Below are 18,072 nucleotides of genomic sequence, written 5' to 3' on the forward strand. Positions count from 1 at the left end.
CTCCTCGTGGGTCAGTTGAGAAAGGGTTCGATCGACGCGATGAGTTCCTCGAACCCGTCACACCACACCTCGATGGGCGGACGAGTTACGGAGTCCGAGTGGTAGAGCCTGTCGAAAATGACGATTCCGAAGTTTGTTTCCAGGACATACGTACAGGCGAGTGACGCCGACGGGTCGACTCGGAGGAGTGCAGCCCGGCCATTGATCGATGTCGGTTCGGAAATGTGCCTGTTCTTCTGAGATTCCTCTTCGAGGGTGACGTTCCCCGCCAGGATGTTGAGCCCGTATCCACGCCTGACGCCGGGGATGTAGTCGTCCTTCTTGTAAAGACACCCCAGAAATGTGTACGTCCCCATCGGCATGTCCGCGAGCTCCTTCTTCCCCGCGTCGTACCCGGCCGCGTTCATGACGTCGTCGGGGATGTCGTAGCAGGGGTCGAAGGTGACCGGTGGTCGGCCGGAGTCGTCGGTGATGCGCGGGGTGCGGGTGGTCGACGTGGATGCTTCGTCGCTCATCACGTCGTCTGCAGCGCTCGGGCTGCACGCCGTCGCCACGACCGCGAGTGCTGCGAGCGCGACTGTTCCCCACCTACCCATGCGACCCCCCGATCGATTCGTCGGGAGACGCTAACACAACGGATCGGTCGGGCACTCCGGCGCGCGAAGTGGTCACAAGAGCGCGTTGTTGCGCGTTCCGATGACCGATTCCCGCTCCGCGCGCAGACAAAGCAACGGTGCTGTGCTTCACAAGATCAGTTTGATTGTGACTGCAATCGCATCTACTGTCTGCATCGTTCCGAATAGTAGAACGACGTTCCGAACTGCGAGGCCGCTATGACCCACTCCGCCGCTGTCACCACCGACGAGAACCGTCGATCCGTCTTGGGGCGCGCATTCGACATTCTCGAGTGCTTCACCGACGCCGAGCCGGAGCAGACGATCGGGTCGCTGTGCGCGGCCACCGGCCTCCCGCCGGCGACCGTCCACCGCATGCTGGCCAGCCTCGTGGAGTGGGGAGCCGTCGAGCGTGCGGCACGCGGCAAGTACCGCCTGGGTATGCGGCTGTGGCGTCTCGGCTGGGGTGTCCCCGGCGCTCGAACCCTCAAGGACGTCGCACGCCCGCACCTGGTCGACCTGCACACCAGCACGCGGGAAGCCGTTGCCCTGGCCTCCCGCGACGGGGACAGCGTGGTGCTGGCCGACGTCATCGCCGGTAGCTCCACTCGCACGGGCCGGATCCTTCCTCGGCGCCTGGACCTCGTGAACTCGGCGCCCGGATCGGTCTTCATGGCCTACATGTCCCCGGACGAGGTGTCGGAGCTGACTGCCCGCACACAGCACGACCACAACGACGCCTTCCGTCTGCGTCAGGAGCTGTGCGAAATCCGGCGCACCGGAGCAGCCGTCGTCCAGAGCGCCGACGGTATGTACTGGATCGCGTCGCCGGTGTTCGCGAAGCCTCGGGAAGTGCGGTCGGTCGTGTGCATCGCGGTGCATCGCCCTCGGTTCAACATCGGTGCGCTGGTCCATGCCGTGGTCGACACGGCGCGCGCCGTCAGCGACGGTCTGCCTCCTTCTCTCCGTTCGGTGGGCTGAGGTGTCCGTTCTCGACAAGGCCGTGCAGCTCGTCGACACCCTCGGTCGCGCTCCCGGGCCGATGCGTCTCGGGGCGCTCGCCGAGGAGATCTCCATTCCCAAGTCGTCGGCGCACCGGCTCCTCGTCGAACTCGCACGTCTCGGCCTGGTTCGCAGATGCGGCGACGGCGAGTACACGATGGGGTACCGGCTGGTCGAATGGGGGAGACTCGCCGACAGGTCCATCGGAATCCGCGACATCGCTGCACCCGTGATGGCGACCTTGCGCGACCAGGTCCGTGAGAGCGTGCACCTCTACGTCCGCGACGGCGACTCGCGTGTCTGCGTCCATGCCGTGGAGGGCCCACACGCACTGCGCCCGGTGGCAGTCCTGGGCAGGGCGTTGCCCCTGGGCTACGGGGCGGCGGGGAAGTTGCTCCTCGCCTATGCCGACGACGCGACGGTCCGCAGGGTGTCCCAACAGCTCCCGGTGCATCGCAACAGAACTCTTCCCACACGCGATGACCTCGCGACGATCAGGGCAGGAGGGTGGTCCGTCTCCGTCGACGAGATGGAGGACGGGCTCACCTCTCTCGCCGCGCCGATCTCCACACCGGGCGGGGGAGTCCCCGCAGCGCTGGCCATCGCCGGCGCCACCGCCAGGATCGCGCCGGAGAGATACGACGAGGTCCGCGACCTCGTCGTCGATGCCTGCCGTGAAATAACTTCGCGCAGCTCCTGAACGGTGCTGCCGGACCGGATTTCCGCAATCTCGCGAAGTGTGCCGCATATCGGAACGATCCGATGGAAGGGCTTCGGCAGGGATGTGACGCTCGTTACCAAGAGCCGCGCACCTCTTCTTGCGGCACACAAGCTGAGACGAAAGGGGCAGTCATGCCAGCCCACCTCTCGGAGGCCGAAACCAGCCGGTACATCGACACTCCCCACGGAAAGATCCATCTGCACCAGGCAGGTACGGGGCATCCGATCGTGATGCTGCACGGCAGCGGCCCGGGGGCCACCGGTTGGAGCAACTTCAACCCCAACATGGCGCAGCTCGCCGAGGACTTCCAGGTCATCGCGCCCGACATGCCGGGCTGGGGCAAGTCCGATTCCGTCACCTACGAGGATCGTGACCACGTCACCTCCGCCATCCACCTGCTCGACGCGCTCGGAATCGAGAAGGCCGCCTTCGTCGGCAACTCGATGGGCGGCGCCACCTCGCTGAAGGTTGCTGCGCGCCATCCCGATCGCGTGTCGCACGTCGTCTCGATGGGTGCCGGCGCCCCCGGCCCGCGCATCTTCAGCCCCGGCAACGGACCCTCGGAGGGCCTCAAGGTCCTGCACCGCGGCTACCTCGATCCGTCGCCGGAGACGATGCGCGCGCTGGTCGACATCATGACCTTCGACAAGGAGTTCGCGACCGAGGAGCTGGTTCTGCAGCGCTCGGAGAACGCCCGCGCACGCCAGGACCACCTCGACAACTTCGCTGCCGGCCTGGGTCGCCCCCGCCGCGGTGAGGCGTCGATGGACGAGATCGCGTCGATCAAGGCTCCCACGCTGGTCATCCACGGTCGCGACGACCGAGTGGTGCACTTCGAAGCCGGCCTCCGCCTGGTGTCGATGATCTCCGACTCGCGTCTGCTGCTCCTCAACCGGTGCGGCCACTGGGCGCAGCTCGAGCACGCCGACGAATTCAACCGCGTCGTGCGCGATTTCATCCTCAACACCGCCCCGAACGCCTGAGACCGGAGAGACAACGATGAGCGAACTGGTGCAGCGGGTCGAGGAACTCGCAGACTTCTTCGAATCCCAGGCCGAGGAATCCGACAAGATCGGTCACCTCACCGAACCCACCCACAAGACCCTCCGTGAGGTCGGAATCGTCCGCGCCTTGCAGCCCAAGGACTTCGGCGGATCGGAACTCAACCCGCGCGAGTTCTTCGAGGCAGTGCTGGCGGTGGGAAGCCGCTACGCGTCGGCCGGATGGGTTTCGTCGGTCGTGGGCGTCCACTCCTTCGAACTGGCGCAGGGAACGCGTCAGGTCCAGGAGGAGATCTGGGGCGAGGATCCCGACACCTGGGTGGCCTCGCCGTACGCTCCCATCGGGCGGGCACGTCGCACCGAGGGTGGTTGGATCTTCTCGGGCCGCTGGCCGTTCTCGTCGGGCACCGACCTGTGCGACTGGGTCGTCCTCGGCGGCATGCTCACCGACGACGACGGCAATGTCCGTCCGGACGGTCTGCGTCACTTCATCATTCCCCGCAAGGACTACACGATCCTCCACGACTCGTGGGACGTCGTCGGTCTCAAGGGCACGGGTAGCAAGGACGTCGTGATCGACGGGGCCTTCGTGCCCGACCACCGGCTCATCGACCCCGAGGATCTCGGTTCCGGAGCAGCCGCACGCCAGGCAGGCCGCGGCGATGTGGCGCTGTACCGGATGCCGTTCCACTCGATGTTCAGCGGGGCCATCACCGCCGGCACTCTCGCTGCCGCCGAAGGCGCTCTCGCGCACTGGATCAATTACACGCGGACCCGCGTGTCGGCCCGCGGCGTCACCGCTGCGACCGACCCGCGTCAGCTGCACGCACTCGGCGAAGCGGCATCGGACCTGCAGGCCAGCCGCATGCAGTTCCTCGCCGACATCGACCGCCTGTACGAGGTGGCGCAGTCGGGCAAGCCGATCGACATCGCTCTGCGGGCCGAGGTGCGACGCAATCAGGCACGCGTGTCCCGACGCGCGGGCGCTGCCGTGGACAAGCTCGTCTCCCACGCGGGCGGCTCCGCGATGCGGATGGACAACCCCATCCAGCGGTTCTGGCGCGATATGCACATCGCCCTCGGGCACGGCGCGAACGTCGCCGAGCCCATCTACGAGGCTGCGGGCACCATCACCTTCGGTGGCGAACCCCCGAAGAACGTCCGGATGTGACGAAGCGGGGGACGGTGCGCACCGTCCCCCGCCTCGAGAAAGCGCTCAGATCTGCGAGCTCGTGTTCCGACCGCGAGCAGCCGAGATATCCGCTGCCGCACGACGAACGAGCATCTCGGTCCGGTCCCACCGGACACCTGCGGTCGGTCCGGACACCGACACGGCCGCTTCGATCGTCCCGTGAACGATGATCGGAGCAGCGACGCAGACGAGTTCGCGCGAGAGCTCTTGACGGTTGTAGGCGACGCCCGATTCCCTGATCCGCTTCAGCTCCGACATGAAACGACGCGGATCGGTGATCGAGTGCGGCGTGAAACGAGGCAGACCGGCGTCGAGTGCAGTACGGACGTCCTCGGAACTGCCGAAAGCGAGAAGTGTCTTGCCGAGGGCCGTGCAGGATGCGGGATGACGTTGGCCCGGCATCGTGAGAACTACAGGGTTGTTCGGGCCCTGGACCTTCTCGACATGCAGGATCTCCGGACCGTCGAGGACAGCGAGATGAGCCGTGAGACCGGTAGCCGTGTGGAGGTGACTGAGGAAATGACTTGCCGTGTCGCGCAGACCGTTCGGACGGCACATGCTGTAACGTGCGCCGAGTTCGAAGCAGGACAGCCCCAGCCGGTATTTCGTACCGTTGCGGGCGACGAAACCGGACTGTTCGAGCTCGGCGAGCAGACGGAAAGCCGTCGACTTCGGCACATCGGCGCGACGCGCGAGTTCGCTCAGGCTCATGTCGGCGCGAGCCTTGCGGAATGCGTCGAGCAGCTGCAGCGCCTTCGCCACCGACGTCATCTGGCGGCCGGCGCGCTCCTCGCGGGACCCATTGTGGGTGTCGTCGAGAACGGTCAACGGTTCCTCCACTCAGTGATGGACACGATCGAATCGCTTGCCATGCGGTCCACGTTAAGGGGCGGCCCACCCGGATTTCGTGGTTGCAATCACCCAATGGAATTTCGGTTCCCCCGCCGCCCCGGCCCTGGCAGATTCAGCAGCATTCGTTGCGGTGCTGCCGGTGCCGACCGGGCCTGATGTCGACGAACGGACGAGCAGTCCCGCCCCCTCGACGCCCGTTCCCCACCTGTACAGCGACTTCTTCCCAAGGAGCCCCATGAACATCACGAAGTTCCCGCGCCCGCTCAAGGTGCTCGCCCTCGGCGCACTGGCCTCGCTCGCGCTGACCGCGTGCGGCGGATCCAGCGACGCCGACACCGCCGGCGACGGCACCGTGCGCGTCGCCGTGTTCCCGAGCTTCAACGCCCTCGGACCGCGTACCGCCGACCTCGAAGGAGTCTTCGACAAGCACGGCCTCGACGTCGAGCTCGTCACCGTCGCGACACCCGGCGAGGCCACCCCTCAGCTGCTCGGCGGGAAGATCGACTTCGCCCTCATGGACATGGTCAGCCCGATCATCGCCAAGACCGAAGGCGTCGACCTCGTGATGGCCGCTCCGGGAGCCGTGGGAGCCCCCGCGAAGGACGACGGTCTGACCAGCGGACGTTTCTGGGTCCGGGCGGACAGCCCCATCCAGAGCGTCGCCGACCTCGAGAACGCCACCTTCGGCATCCCGCAGACCAAGGGCCAGCTGTGGCTCGACGTGCGTGAGGCCATCGACAACGCCGGCGGTGACTCGTCGAAGACCGAGTTCGTCGAGGTGCCCAACACCCTCGCCGCACTCCGCTCCGGCAGCGTCGACGTCGTCACCACGGCGGAGCCCTCCGGCACCGCCACCCTCAACGACCCGGATCTGCGCGTCCTCGATCACTTCGTCAACGCCGGCGGCGACCTCTCGTACGCCTACGTGACCACCCCGCGCTACGCCGCGGAGAACGCCGAGAACGTCGAGAAGTTCCGCGACGCGGTCGTCGAGGCCAACACCATGCTCGCCGAGCAGGACGGTCTCGCCGCCGAGGTCGCCGCGACCTACATCGAGGTCGATCCCGCGATCCTGTCGCAGGCCATCTACCCGAAGTTCCCGACGACCCCGATCACCGAGGACAACATCAACTCCACCCTCGACCGGATGGTCCGTTACGGCCTGGTCCAGGAGGCGGACGCTCCCGCTCCCGGCGACATGATCGTGGGTGGCTGACATGAGCCCCACCGCCACCGCGAATGCGCCCGGGGCAGCTCGGGAGGTGACCCCACCGCGCCCCGCCGGTTCGATCGGACGCGCCGCAGCACGCAAGCGCAAGACGATGTCCGCGCGGCTCACCTCCGCTGCCGGCAAGCTCGTCGCCCTCGCGATCGTCGTCGTCGCCTGGCACGTGTTCGTCACCGGACCGGGCAAGGCCTCGGGCATCCCGACGCCACTCCAGCTGATCGAGACCGGCGCCGACCTCGTCGTCACCGGCCAGTACTGGGACGCCGTCGGCAACACCCTGCTGACCGCCCTGATCGGTTTCGGGCTCTCCGTGCTGATCGGTGTTCCGCTCGGTCTGGTCAACGGCACCTACCGCAAGGTCGAGCAGAGCACCTCGTTCGTCGTCGACTTCGGACGCACGATCCCCGGTGTCGCGATCCTGCCGCTGGTGCTGCTGTTGTTCGGCGGCACCCGCACCATGGCCGTCGTGCTGGTGATGTTCAGCGCCGTCTGGCCGATCCTCGTCCAGTCGACCTACGCAGCACAGCAGCTGTCGTCGCAGATGAAGCAGGTGGCCCGGGCGTTCCGCCTGTCGCCGGCGAGCCGCATCCGGGACATCTACCTCCCGTCGTCGATGCCGTTCCTCATGACGGGTCTGCGTATCGCGGCGACCATCAGCCTCCTGATCACGATCTCCGCCGAGTTCCTCGGTGGTGCGGACGGCATCGGCCAGCGCCTCTACCAAGCCCTGACCGTCGACGACACCCAGCGGATGTTCGTCTACGTGTTCACCGCCGGTGTACTCGGTATCTGCCTGAACCGTCTTCTCGTTCTCGCGCAGAGCCGCGTGCTGTGGTGGCACCCGTCCGAAAGGGTGAACAAGCCGTGACCGTCGTACGCCGCCTCGCGTGGGAGCTGTGGCTCCCCGTCCTGCTCATCGCACTGTGGGCGATCTTCAGCGCCACCAGCACCGACCCCTACTTCCCGCCGCTGTCGGAGATTCTCGACAAGTTCGCCGACGTGTGGTTCTTCGAAGGCATCCGCACCGAGATCTGGCCGAGCCTGCAGCGACTGTTCGTCGGCTTCGCACTCGCCTGCGTCGCCGGTGTCGGCCTCGGACTGGCACTCGGCGTCATGACCCGCGTCGACAACGCGGTGCGACCCATCGTCGAATTCCTCCGGGCCACACCGGGCGTCGCGATCCTTCCCGTGATGATCCTGCTGCTCGGCCTCGGTGACTCGATGAAGATCGCCATCATCGCCCTCGTCGCGACCTGGCCGATCCTGCTCAACACCATCGACGGTGTCCGCTCCGTCGAACCCGTCCTGCACCAGGTGACCGCCAGCTACCGCATCACGCTCGCGGACCGGATCCGCTTCGTGATCCTGCCGGCCGCGTCGCCGCAGATCTTCGCGGGTGCACGCACCGCGCTGGCGATCTCCATCGTCGCGATGGTCGTCGCCGAGATGGTCGGTACCCCCGGCGGCATCGGCTACTACATCCTCGACGCACAACGTGGATTCAAGATCACCTCGATGTGGGCGGGCATCATCGCGCTGGGGATCCTCGGCTACCTGCTCAACAAGCTCTTCGCGCTCGTCGAGCGTCGCGTGCTGGCCTGGCATGCGGGCATGACCGCGCACAACCGTGGAGGCAAATGATGACCACTACCGAAGCGACCAAGCCCGAGACCCGCACGGGTACGGTGCTCGAAGTACGCGGTCTCGGACACAGCTACGGCGGACCGCAGATCTTCGAAGGCCTCGACTTCACCGTCGGCAAGGGTGAATTCGTGTGCATCGTCGGCCCGTCCGGCGTCGGCAAGAGCACCCTGCTGCAGTGCCTGACCGGACTCATCCGCCCCAGCGAAGGCGACATCCTCTTCGAGGGCAAGCGCGTCACCGAACCCCCGGAAGGCCTCGCGATCGTCTTCCAGGACTACAGCCGGTCGCTGATGCCGTGGCTGTCGGTCATCGACAACGTCGCCCTGCCGCTGCGCTCGGCCGGCGTCAAGAAGGCCGAACGCCTCAAGCAGGCACGGCAGGCGCTCGTCGAGGTCGGCCTGAGCGACGTCGCCCAGGCGTACCCGTGGCAGCTGTCCGGCGGCATGCAGCAGCGCGTCGCCATCGCCCGCGCCCTCGCGTCGAACCCGCGCGCGATCATCATGGACGAGCCGTTCGCCTCCGTCGACGCGCAGACCCGCGCCGACCTCGAGGACCTTGTGCTGCGTGTCCGCGACCATCTCGGACTGACGGTCATGCTGGTCACCCACGACATCGACGAGGCCGTCTACCTCGCCGACACGGTGCTCGCACTGTCCGGTCGTCCCGCGCGCGTCACCGCGATGCTCCCGATCGACCTGCCGCAGCCGCGCGACCAACTGTCGACGAAGGCACTGCCGGAGTTCGCCGACCTGCGCGCCGAGGTCTACACCCTCATCCGCAACCCGGCGACCGCGTAGGGGAGAGGTCATGCAGCTCCACGGCACGATCGACCCCGCGCGCTTCCGCCAGACCCTCGGGCACTATCCGACCGGCGTCGCGGTCATCACCGCGATCGACGAGGACGGGCAGCCCGTGGGCATGGTGGTCGGTTCGTTCACCTCGGTGTCGCTGGACCCACCGATCGTGGCGTACCTGCCCACCCGCAAGTCGCGCACCTACGCGCGGCTCCGCACGAGCAGCCACTTCTGCGTCAACGTGCTCGCCGCCGACCAGCGTGAACTCTGCGGGCGGTTCGCCGCCCGCGGCGACGACAAGTTCGCGGGCGTCGAATGGACGCCGGCGCCGTCGGGATCCCCCATCCTCGACGGAACAGTCACGTGGATCGACTGCGAGGTCGCCGACGAACTCGAAGGTGGCGATCACTTCATCGTCATGGGCCGTGTGCAGGATCTCGACGTGGCCCGCCCGACGCTGCCGCTGCTGTTCTTCCAGGGCGGATACGGAAGGTTCTCCCTGCCGACCTCCGTCGCACCCGCCGACCCGGAACTCATCCGGGGCGTGCGCATGGCGGAGGCGGCCCGCGACGGACTCGAAGCGCTCGCCGCCGGCGTCGGCGCGGACTGCGGTGTGCTCGCACGCGTCGGCGACGAAGCGGTCTTCGTGATGACCGAGAACCATTCCGGTGATCCCGATGCCGTGGAGATCGGACAGCGGATTCCTCTGATCCCGCCGCTCGGCACCGTCTTCCACAGCCAGGCCTCCGACGACGAAGTGCAGCAGTGGCTCGGCCGTGCCGGAAGGAACGACGACACAACAGCTTTCGTCTCGAACCTCGAGAAGGTTCGTGAACGCGGCTACTCGATGTCGCTCATGCCCGAGACCGAGCTCGCTCGCGTGTCGGTGATGAACGACTACTCGGGATGCGACGTCCTGCCCGAGCACGACCGTCGGATGAAGCAGATGATCTCCGGCACCGCGTCGCTGTACGAACCCGACATCGAACCCGACGGCACGTACGACCTGCACTCGGTCGTCGTCCCCGTCCCCGACCCCGAGGGACGCACCCGCATCGCACTGCGACTGTCCCGGCTTCCGCGCGCCGCGTCCGGCGACCAGGTGCTGCGCTGGATCGACGATCTGCGATCCGTCGCCGCCGACACCGCCGAGGCTCTCGCCGCGCGCACCCCATCGACCAAGGAGAAATGATGAACGCTCGAGTCAGGGCACTGGGATACGCGGTCGTCCGCGCGAAGGACCTCGACGAGTGGGTCGCCTTCGGCTCCGAACTCCTCGGCCTGCAGGTCGCCTACCGCGACGACGACCGGATGCTGATGAGGATGGACGAGTACGCCTACCGCCTCGACGTGCGACGCTCCGACGACCCGGGCGTCACCGCACTCGGCTGGGACGTCGGCGGACCGGAAGCTCTCGAGGAACTGTCGAAGCGCCTCGTCGACGCCGGCTACCACGTCGAGTCGGTGGACTCCTCGGTGATCGAGGAGCGGCAGGTCATGGACCTCGTCCGATTCCGCGACCCCGAGGACGTCATCGATCACGAATTGTTCTGGGGTCTGCGCAACGCCCTCGACAAGTTCGTCTCACCCACGGGTGCGAACTTCGTCGCGAGCGACCTCGGTTTCGGGCACGCCTTCCAGGCGCTGCACGGTGATGCGAAGGTCTACGACCGTCTGTTCCGGGACATCCTCGGTTTCCGGCTCAGCGACCACATCGACATGCCGGGCTCGGTGGGCACCTTCCTGCACTGCAACCCGCGCCACCACTCGTTCGCGTACGCCCATGCGCCGCACCGGAACAAGGGCATCGGGCACCTGATGTTCGAGATCGACGACCTCGATCTGCTGGGTCGCCAGTGGGACAAGGTGGAGGACAGCGACATCCCGATCCTCTCCACCCTCGGCAAGCACACGAACGACAAGATGATCTCGTTCTACGTCCGCAGCCCTTCGGGTTTCGGCATCGAGTACGGTGTCGGCGGCATTCTCATCGACGACGACAACTGGCTCCCCACCCGCTACGGCTCCGCCCACTACTGGGGTCACCGCCGCCCGCAGGGCTAGTACGCGGCTCTGTGCAGTCATAGGAGCGCGGAATGGTCATCGGTGCGCGTTAGTGCGCGCGCGGGTGACCATTTCGCGCTTTGCTGTCGGGGTCGGTGGTGGCGCAGGGGCAATTTCTCATTGCATCCGCTCGCGGATTTGCCAGTTGCACGCGTCGCAACAGTGGCGAATGGCGAACCGGTGAGCGGAGGGAAGTCGAATCGGCTGTTCCCCTTACCCAGTCGACCCCCGATCGATTGTCGGCCGGACGCCAACGCTACTGCTTGAGCGCGCGAAGTGGTCATCGGTGCGCGTTATTGCGCGCTCTGATGACCGTTTCCCGCTCCGCTGTCGGGGTCGGTGGCGGCGCCGGGGCAATTTCTTATTGCATCCGCTCGCGGATTTGCCAATTGCACGCGCCGCAACCGTAGCGAATGGTGAACCGGTGAGCGGATGGAAGTCGCATGGACCGTTCGCTTCGCCAGCTCTGCCTCGATCGCTTCTCGGCGGGACGCCTACGCAACTGCTCGAGCGCGCGAAGTGGTCATCGGTGCGTGTTATTGCGCGCGCTGATGACCGTTTCCCGCTCCGCTGTCGGGGTCGGTGGCGGCGAGTTGGCGGGCCCAGTCGGATTCGGTGTCGAGGAAGGCTTCTCCGCCGGTTGCGAAGGCGTCGCGGAGTTGGGTGAGGGCGTCGATGAATTGCTCGACACGTTCTCTGGCTGACTCCGGCGTGCCTGCAGCCTTCCGCCGGTAGCCCGCCGCGAGTTGCTGGGCTGATTCGAAGTCGCCGAAACCGTCAGTTCTCACGAGTCTGTCCGCAAATTGCAGAGATTGTTCGAACTCGGCGAGCATGACGCCACAGATGCGGACAATCTCGTCCACAACCTCAGGTTGTAGTCGTGTGTAGTCGTGCATCGCTACTCCATTCGAAGGATCACTTATCGATGAACGGTTCGATTGTGGTCACGAGCTCGATCAATCCTGCACACCACTCGCTTTGAGGGGCAGGGCCTGCATGGTCTGCGTAGTACAGTCTGCTGACGATGACGAGTCCGAAGTCAGTCTGCAGAACGTAGGCACACGTATTCCTATCTGCAGGGCTAATTTCTAAGAGAGCTCGACGCCCGCCTACGACAGTCTCGGTCGCCATATGCCCGTTCTTTGCGAGCTCTTCCTCAAGCGTGACGTTTCCGGACAAGATGTTGAGTCCGTATCCATGCCGCACTCCTGGGACGTGGTCCCGTTTGTCGTAAGCGCAGCCGAGAAAGGTGTACGTCCCCATCGGCATGTCCGCGACTTCCTTCTTCGCTGCGTCATACCCCGCCGCGTTCATGACCTCGTCGGGGATGTCGTAGCAAGGGTCGAAGGTGACTGGCGGACGGCCGGAGTCGTCGGTGATGCGCGGGGTTCGGGTCGTCGACCTCGCCGTCTCGGCTCCTGCGGCGTCATCCGCGGCGCTCGGACTGCACGCCGTCACCACTGCCGCGGCTGCTGCGAGCGCGACGATTCCCCACCTACCCATGCGACCCCCCGATCGATTGTCGGGCAGACGCTAACACAGAGTGCGCCGGCGGTGAGGAGACGTCACCGACGGTGCTACCACCTACACGAATGCCCCCGACTCTTGCGGAGTCGGGGGCATTCGCTGGGATCATTTGCTCGCTACGAAGCGATGGCGTAGTTGAAGCCGCCAGAGCGATCGCGACTTTCCTCCCGCGCAACGAGACTCCGGTTGGGCGGGGCGCCGGTGCTTCCCGAGAAGAGCGGGTAGGACACCGAGTAGATCGCCGCGTATACGTAGTGCGAGTGATCGTTGGCAATCGAGGACCAGACATACGAATCGGACTCGATGCCGACCTCGATCGCCCCGCAGTAGACCTTCCCGTCGAAGTCGGGCAAGCTGACGATCTTCTCGACCATGCCGTAGCGGTCGTAGTAGGTGACTTCGTTGTTGTGCTGGTTAGCGCTGCAGAACACGTACTCGACCGCGCTGCCGGAAATCGTCGCTGCCTGAACTGCAGGTGCAGTGAGCACGACAGTACCCGTAGCGAGAGTTGCCGCAGCAGCGAGCGTTCCGATGAGCTTCTTCATTGAATCCAATCCTTGTGTGAATGCTGTCGATCGAGCGCACCCCGCCCTGGATGTGGGCTGCAGTCCGTATGCGGACGGGGCGGGAGGGCGGTGACGTGGCGGCTTATGGCCGCGGGTCGTCGACTCCTCCACGAGATCGCGCTTCCGAACACAGAGGGCTGCGCACTGAGATCCGTCCTCGTCGACTCGAGGCGGGCCGAGGATGACTCGGCCGCGGGCCGGCGGGCAGGTTCAATGCAATGTCCGTTCTGTATGGAATGACCGTATGGGTGTCGCACCTGCCGCCACACGCGTTACACACAGCCCCCACCCGAGAGCGCGAAATGGTCATCGGTGCGCGCAACAACGCGCGCCGATGACCATTTCGCGCTCCGCTACCGCGTCAGTCCTGCTCGACCCCGCGCCAGAACTCGGGCAGTTCCGAGTTCAGTCGGTCCTTCGCCTGCATGGGGAGCGAGTGCGTCGTGTCGGGGAAGACCAGAACCTCGGCATCAGCGAGTTGCCGTGCCCGAGCTGCTGCTTTCTCACCTCCGGCGAGCGAATCACGCTCCGCGATAGCGACATAGGTGGGCATGGCCAAAGCCCTCAGCTCGTCGTCGCTCAACGGCGACGGGGTCGGTAGCGCAGCGGAGAAGTGCTCCGAACCCTCCGAGATCATCGCCGCCATAGCGTCGTCGGAGTCGTAGTCGTCGACACCGCCCACCTTCGCGAGTGCGGTGTCCCGCCAACTGTTCGGAAGGCCCGGCAGTGTCGACACCGACGCCCAGAACAACATTCGGGCAGGGGGATAGCCGAAGGTGAACACCGGCTCGAGCAATGTCAGCGACCGGACCTTCTCGGGGAACTGCTTCGCGTAGGACGCTGCGCTTGCCCCACCGAAGGAGTGTCCGACGACGTGCGCGGTCTCCACGCCGAGCCCGGAGAGCGCGTCATCGATCCACAGCGCCTGGTCGTCGGTGGAGGTCAACGGTGCGGCCTGGACGGACAGGCCTGCGTCGCCGAGTGCGTCGAACGCGAGAACGCGGTGCTCGGGGAGGAAGCCCGGGAGATTCTCGCCCCACATCGGCACGCCAGACGCCCGGCCCGGAACGAGGACGACGGGAACGGAGTCGGCCGTCTGCGGCGACGTCCATTCGTAGACGCGGACCGTGCCGAACCGGGTGGGGACGTCGTGAACCGCAGAAGGTGGCGGCAGCATCGCCATCGCTCGCTCGTAGGCGGCGACGTAACTGTCGCGGCCGTCGGCGCTGCGGAAGTGGCCGACGCCCGGCGCGCCGAAGAAGAACTGGTAGGCGGCGACCAGGCCAACGACTGCGAGTACCGCGACCACTACGAGACCGGCGCGCCGAAGAACTCTCCTCGATCGAATGTGCTGGGTCATCGGGACCCCCGATTGTCGACGTTGCAATATGTTCATATTGTATCGTGTGATCATGCCGAGAGTCGTCGACCATGCGCAACGTCGCCGGGAGATCGTGTACGCGCTGTGGGCGGTCATCCACGAGCGGGGGATCGACGGCGTGACCTTTCAGGCGGTGGCCGCCGCCGGGGGAGTGTCGATCGGCCGGATCCAGCACTACTTCGATTCCAAGGAACACCTGATCCGCACGGGCGCCGAATACATGGTCGCCGAAGCCGAAAAACGCTATGAACGAGCAGAATCCGATCCGCAGGCAGCGCTCGTGGCGCTTCTCGCTCAACCAGTCCCGACGGACGAGGTCGGACGTCTCGGCGTGTCCGTCTGGTACGCCTACCTCGCCAAATCCGCGAGCGACCCCTGGATCCGCGCGTTCCTGGAAGAGTCGACACAAGGCACAACAGAGGAAACCCGACGACTCCTCGAAGAACTGGGCATGTCACCCGAGAAAGCATCCGAAGAAGCCAAGCGCCTCGTCGCGCTCAGCAACGGCGTCACACAAGCCGTCCTGGTCGGTGTCACGGAGCCGCCCGACGGCATCGCTCTGATCGCCGACGAGGTGGCCCGCGCGACCGCCTGAACCCACCCTGTGATTGCCGGGTGGCGGAACGGGCTACCCATTCGGGTAACCACCGGAAACATCGCAGTCGGGAGGCACGTTCATGAGTGACGACAGTTTCGGCACACGCGACACCCTGAAGGTCGACGACACCGACTATCGGATCTATCGCATCAACAAGGTCCCGGGCTCGGAGCGACTGCCCTACAGCCTCAAGGTCCTGCTGGAGAACCTGCTGCGCACCGAGGACGGGCGGCTCGTCACCCGGGAGCAGATCGAGGCCGTCGCGGGATGGGATCCGAAGTCGACCCACAACCCGGAGATCCAGTTCTCCCCGGCACGCGTCCTCATGCAGGACTTCACCGGCGTGCCGTGCGTCGTGGACCTCGTCGCGATGCGCGACGCCATGACCCAGCAGGGCGGCGACCCGAAGCGCATCAACCCCCTGATCCCCACCGAGCTGGTCATCGACCACTCGGTGATCGCCGACGTCTTCGGCACCGAGGATGCCTTCCGGATCAACACCGATCTCGAGTTCCAGCGCAACCGCGAACGCTACGAGTTGCTGCGCTGGGCGCAGGGTGCCTTCGACGACTTCAAGGTGGTCCCGCCCGGCACCGGCATCTGCCACCAGGTGAACCTCGAGTACCTGGCCCGCGTCGTCTTCACGCGGGAGGACGAGGACGGCGGGCTCGTCGCCTATCCCGACTCGCTCGTCGGCACCGACTCGCACACCCCCATGATCAACGGCCTCGGCGTCGTGGGCTGGGGTGTCGGCGGCATCGAAGCAGAAGCTGCGATGCTGGGCCAGCCGGCGTCGATGCTGATCCCGCAGGTCGTCGGCTTCAAGCTCACCGGCGAACTGCAGGAGGGCACCACGGCGACCGACCTCGTGCTCACCGTCGCCGAGATGCTCCGCAAGACAGGCGTGGTCGGCAAGTTCGTCGAGTTCTTCGGCCCCGGCGTCGCCAACGTGCCGCTCGCCAACCGCGCGACCATCGGCAACATGAGCCCCGAGTACGGCTCGACGATCTCGATCTTCCCGATCGACGACGCCACCCTCGACTACCTGCGCCTCACCGGTCGCGACGACCAGCAGATCCGCCTCGTCGAGGCGTATGCGAAGGAGCAGGGCCTGTGGCACGACCCCGATCGCGAACCAGACTACAGCGAGGTCGTCGAACTGGATCTGTCGAAGGTCCGGCCGTCCGTCGCCGGCCCGAAGCGACCGCAGGACCGCATCCCCGTCGCCCTCGCGCCGAAGGCCGTGACCTCGCTGCTCAACGGTGAGGAGGTGCCCGACGTCGTCTCTCGCGTCCAGGACTCGGGTGTCGACGAGGGCGTGCTCGAATCGTTCCCGGCCAGCGACCCGGTGTCGGTGCGCAGCGAGGACTCCCGCGACGAGCCGCGCGACCCGGTGCCCGACGAGGCCGACACCTCGGCGCCACCGTCGAAGAAGGTCCCGGTGCGCGTCGGGGACGGTGACGAGTTCGAACTCGACAACGGGCACGTGGTGATCGCAGCGATCACGTCGTGCACGAACACGTCGAACCCGTCGGTGATGATCGGCGCGGCGCTGCTCGCCAAGAATGCCGTCGAGAAGGGGTTGCGGAGCAAGCCGTGGGTGAAGACCTCGCTGGCTCCGGGGTCGCGGATCGTCACCGACTACTACGAACGCTCGGGCCTGACGCCGTATCTCGACAAGCTCGGCTTCAACCTCGTCGGATACGGCTGCACGACCTGCATCGGCAACTCCGGTCCGCTTCCCGACGAGATCGCGGCCGCGATCGACGAGCACGACATCAACGTCTCGGCCGTCCTGTCGGGCAACCGCAACTTCGAGGGACGCATCCATCCGCAGACGAAGATGAACTTCCTCGCGTCGCCGCCCCTGGTGATCGCGTACGCGTTGGCCGGTTCGATGCTCGTCGACCTCTTCGATGACCCGCTCGGCACCGACTCCGAGGGCAACGACGTCTACCTGCGCGATATCTGGCCCACCACGCAGGAGATCCAGGAGGTCATCGACGACGCGGTGCGCGCGGAGATGTTCGAGACCGGCTACCAGGACGTCTACACCGGCGACGAGACGTGGCGAAATCTCGACGTGCCCGACAGTGAGGTGTTCGAGTGGAAGGACGAGTCGACGTACGTGCGGCGTCCTCCCTACTTCGAGGACATGTCGTCGGAGCCCGAACCGCTGAGCGACATCGAGGGCGCGCGGGTACTCGCGCTGCTCGGTGACTCGGTGACCACCGACCACATTTCGCCGGCCGGTGCGATTCGACGCGACAGCCCTGCCGGTCGCTATCTGCAGGAGCACGGCGTCGAGCAGGCCGACTTCAACTCCTACGGTTCGCGACGGGGCAACCACGAGGTGATGATCCGCGGCACCTTCGCCAACATCCGACTGCGTAACCAACTGGTGCCGGACGTCGAGGGTGGCGTCACCCGCTATCTGCCGACCGACGAGCAGATGAGTATCTACGACGCCGCGCAGAAGTACGCGGAGGACGGCACACCGCTGGTCGTGCTCGCGGGCGCGGAGTACGGGTCGGGCTCGTCGCGTGACTGGGCGGCCAAGGGCACGCTGCTGCTGGGTGTGCGCGCAGTGATCGCGCAGTCGTACGAGCGCATCCACCGCTCCAACCTCATCGGCATGGGCGTGCTGCCGCTGCAGTTCCCGGATGGTGAGTCAGCGCAGAGCCTCGGCCTGACCGGGGAGGAGGAGTTCACCATCACCGGACTGGCGGACAGCGCCGAGATCCCCGAGACCGTGCACGTGAAGGCGGGAGATACGGAGTTCGACGCGACGGTGCGCATCGACACCCCGGCCGAGGCCGAGTACTTCCAGCACGGCGGAATCCTGAAGTACGTGCTGCGTAAGCAGCTCGCGCAGTAGGCAGCGACAG

General features: G+C 66.1%; 18 protein-coding genes. 12 read left to right on the top strand and 6 right to left on the bottom strand.

Annotation, left to right across the window (positions count from 1 at the left end; all coding sequences use genetic code 11):
* Positions 1-11: 11 nt before the first annotated feature.
* Positions 12-596 carry a DUF3558 domain-containing protein gene (locus tag B9C99_RS01635; protein WP_088896751.1) on the bottom strand — a complete coding sequence of 195 codons (585 nt, stop codon included), beginning with the start codon at positions 594-596 and terminating at the stop codon, positions 12-14.
* Positions 597-833: 237 nt separating this feature from the next.
* Here B9C99_RS01635 and B9C99_RS01640 point away from each other — a divergent pair, with 237 nt between their 5' ends.
* The 4 genes from B9C99_RS01640 to B9C99_RS01655 all read left to right on the top strand — a co-directional run bounded on the left by B9C99_RS01640 (position 834) and on the right by B9C99_RS01655 (position 4,509).
* Complete coding sequence (locus tag B9C99_RS01640; RefSeq protein ID WP_088896752.1) at positions 834-1,595, top strand: IclR family transcriptional regulator; 762 nt, start codon at positions 834-836, stop codon at positions 1,593-1,595.
* Between the two features lies 1 nt (position 1,596).
* The gene (locus B9C99_RS01645; protein WP_071934623.1) at positions 1,597-2,316 is read left to right on the top strand and encodes an IclR family transcriptional regulator; all 720 of its coding nucleotides are present in this window, start codon (positions 1,597-1,599) and stop codon (positions 2,314-2,316) included.
* Between the two features lie 152 nt (positions 2,317-2,468).
* Positions 2,469-3,320 carry an alpha/beta hydrolase gene (locus tag B9C99_RS01650; RefSeq protein WP_088896753.1) on the top strand — a complete coding sequence of 284 codons (852 nt, stop codon included), beginning with the start codon at positions 2,469-2,471 and terminating at the stop codon, positions 3,318-3,320.
* A 16-nt stretch (positions 3,321-3,336) separates the two neighbouring features.
* Positions 3,337-4,509, top strand: coding sequence for a hydroxylase (locus B9C99_RS01655; RefSeq protein ID WP_088896754.1), 1,173 nt, complete (start codon positions 3,337-3,339; stop codon positions 4,507-4,509).
* Positions 4,510-4,554: 45 nt separating this feature from the next.
* On the opposite strand, the gene B9C99_RS01660 is transcribed toward B9C99_RS01655, so the two are convergent.
* Positions 4,555-5,358 carry an IclR family transcriptional regulator gene (locus B9C99_RS01660; protein WP_143543531.1) on the bottom strand — a complete coding sequence of 268 codons (804 nt, stop codon included), beginning with the start codon at positions 5,356-5,358 and terminating at the stop codon, positions 4,555-4,557.
* Positions 5,359-5,617: 259 nt separating this feature from the next.
* On the opposite strand from B9C99_RS01660, the gene B9C99_RS01665 reads away from it, so the two are divergent.
* The 6 genes from B9C99_RS01665 to B9C99_RS01690 are packed head-to-tail and all read left to right on the top strand — an operon-like array spanning position 5,618 to position 11,112.
* Entirely contained in the window at positions 5,618-6,598 is a 981-nt protein-coding gene (locus B9C99_RS01665) for an ABC transporter substrate-binding protein (protein ID WP_071934625.1), read from the top strand.
* A gap of 1 nt (position 6,599) precedes the next feature.
* Positions 6,600-7,478, top strand: a complete 879-nt coding sequence (locus B9C99_RS01670; RefSeq protein WP_229567655.1) for an ABC transporter permease — start codon at positions 6,600-6,602, stop codon at positions 7,476-7,478.
* On the top strand, positions 7,475-8,251 hold the full coding sequence (locus B9C99_RS01675) for an ABC transporter permease (protein WP_088896756.1): 777 nt from the start codon (positions 7,475-7,477) through the stop codon (positions 8,249-8,251). The genes B9C99_RS01670 and B9C99_RS01675 overlap by 4 nt, the downstream gene beginning before the upstream one ends.
* Complete coding sequence (locus B9C99_RS01680) at positions 8,251-9,051, top strand: ABC transporter ATP-binding protein (protein ID WP_016694258.1); 801 nt, start codon at positions 8,251-8,253, stop codon at positions 9,049-9,051. The genes B9C99_RS01675 and B9C99_RS01680 overlap by 1 nt, the downstream gene beginning before the upstream one ends.
* A gap of 10 nt (positions 9,052-9,061) precedes the next feature.
* Positions 9,062-10,240 (top strand): flavin reductase, encoded by a 1,179-nt coding sequence (locus tag B9C99_RS01685; protein ID WP_088896757.1) that lies wholly within the window; start codon positions 9,062-9,064, stop codon positions 10,238-10,240.
* Complete coding sequence (locus B9C99_RS01690; RefSeq protein ID WP_088896810.1) at positions 10,240-11,112, top strand: VOC family protein; 873 nt, start codon at positions 10,240-10,242, stop codon at positions 11,110-11,112. Before B9C99_RS01685 ends, B9C99_RS01690 begins: the two co-directional genes overlap by 1 nt.
* Positions 11,113-11,648: 536 nt before the next feature.
* Here the strand turns inward: B9C99_RS01690 and B9C99_RS01695 are convergent.
* From B9C99_RS01695 to B9C99_RS01710, 4 genes are all read right to left on the bottom strand, one after another.
* The gene (locus tag B9C99_RS01695; protein ID WP_088896758.1) at positions 11,649-12,008 is read right to left on the bottom strand and encodes a hypothetical protein; all 360 of its coding nucleotides are present in this window, start codon (positions 12,006-12,008) and stop codon (positions 11,649-11,651) included.
* Between the two features lie 19 nt (positions 12,009-12,027).
* Entirely contained in the window at positions 12,028-12,615 is a 588-nt protein-coding gene (locus tag B9C99_RS01700; RefSeq protein ID WP_088896759.1) for a DUF3558 domain-containing protein, read from the bottom strand.
* 140 nt (positions 12,616-12,755) lie between these two features.
* Positions 12,756-13,184, bottom strand: a complete 429-nt coding sequence (locus tag B9C99_RS01705) for a hypothetical protein (protein WP_088896760.1) — start codon at positions 13,182-13,184, stop codon at positions 12,756-12,758.
* Positions 13,185-13,566: 382 nt separating this feature from the next.
* On the bottom strand, positions 13,567-14,565 hold the full coding sequence (locus tag B9C99_RS01710) for an alpha/beta hydrolase (RefSeq protein ID WP_088896761.1): 999 nt from the start codon (positions 14,563-14,565) through the stop codon (positions 13,567-13,569).
* 94 nt (positions 14,566-14,659) lie between these two features.
* Between B9C99_RS01710 and B9C99_RS01715 the strand changes: the two genes are divergently transcribed.
* Both B9C99_RS01715 and B9C99_RS01720 read left to right on the top strand, forming a co-directional pair.
* Entirely contained in the window at positions 14,660-15,181 is a 522-nt protein-coding gene (locus B9C99_RS01715) for a TetR/AcrR family transcriptional regulator (RefSeq protein WP_253249939.1), read from the top strand.
* Positions 15,182-15,263: 82 nt separating this feature from the next.
* Entirely contained in the window at positions 15,264-18,062 is a 2,799-nt protein-coding gene (locus B9C99_RS01720; RefSeq protein WP_088896763.1) for an aconitate hydratase, read from the top strand.
* The last annotated feature ends 10 nt before the right edge of the window (positions 18,063-18,072 follow it).

It is taken from the genome of Rhodococcus sp. BUPNP1 (assembly GCF_002215235.1).
GTDB lineage: Bacteria > Actinomycetota > Actinomycetes > Mycobacteriales > Mycobacteriaceae > Rhodococcus.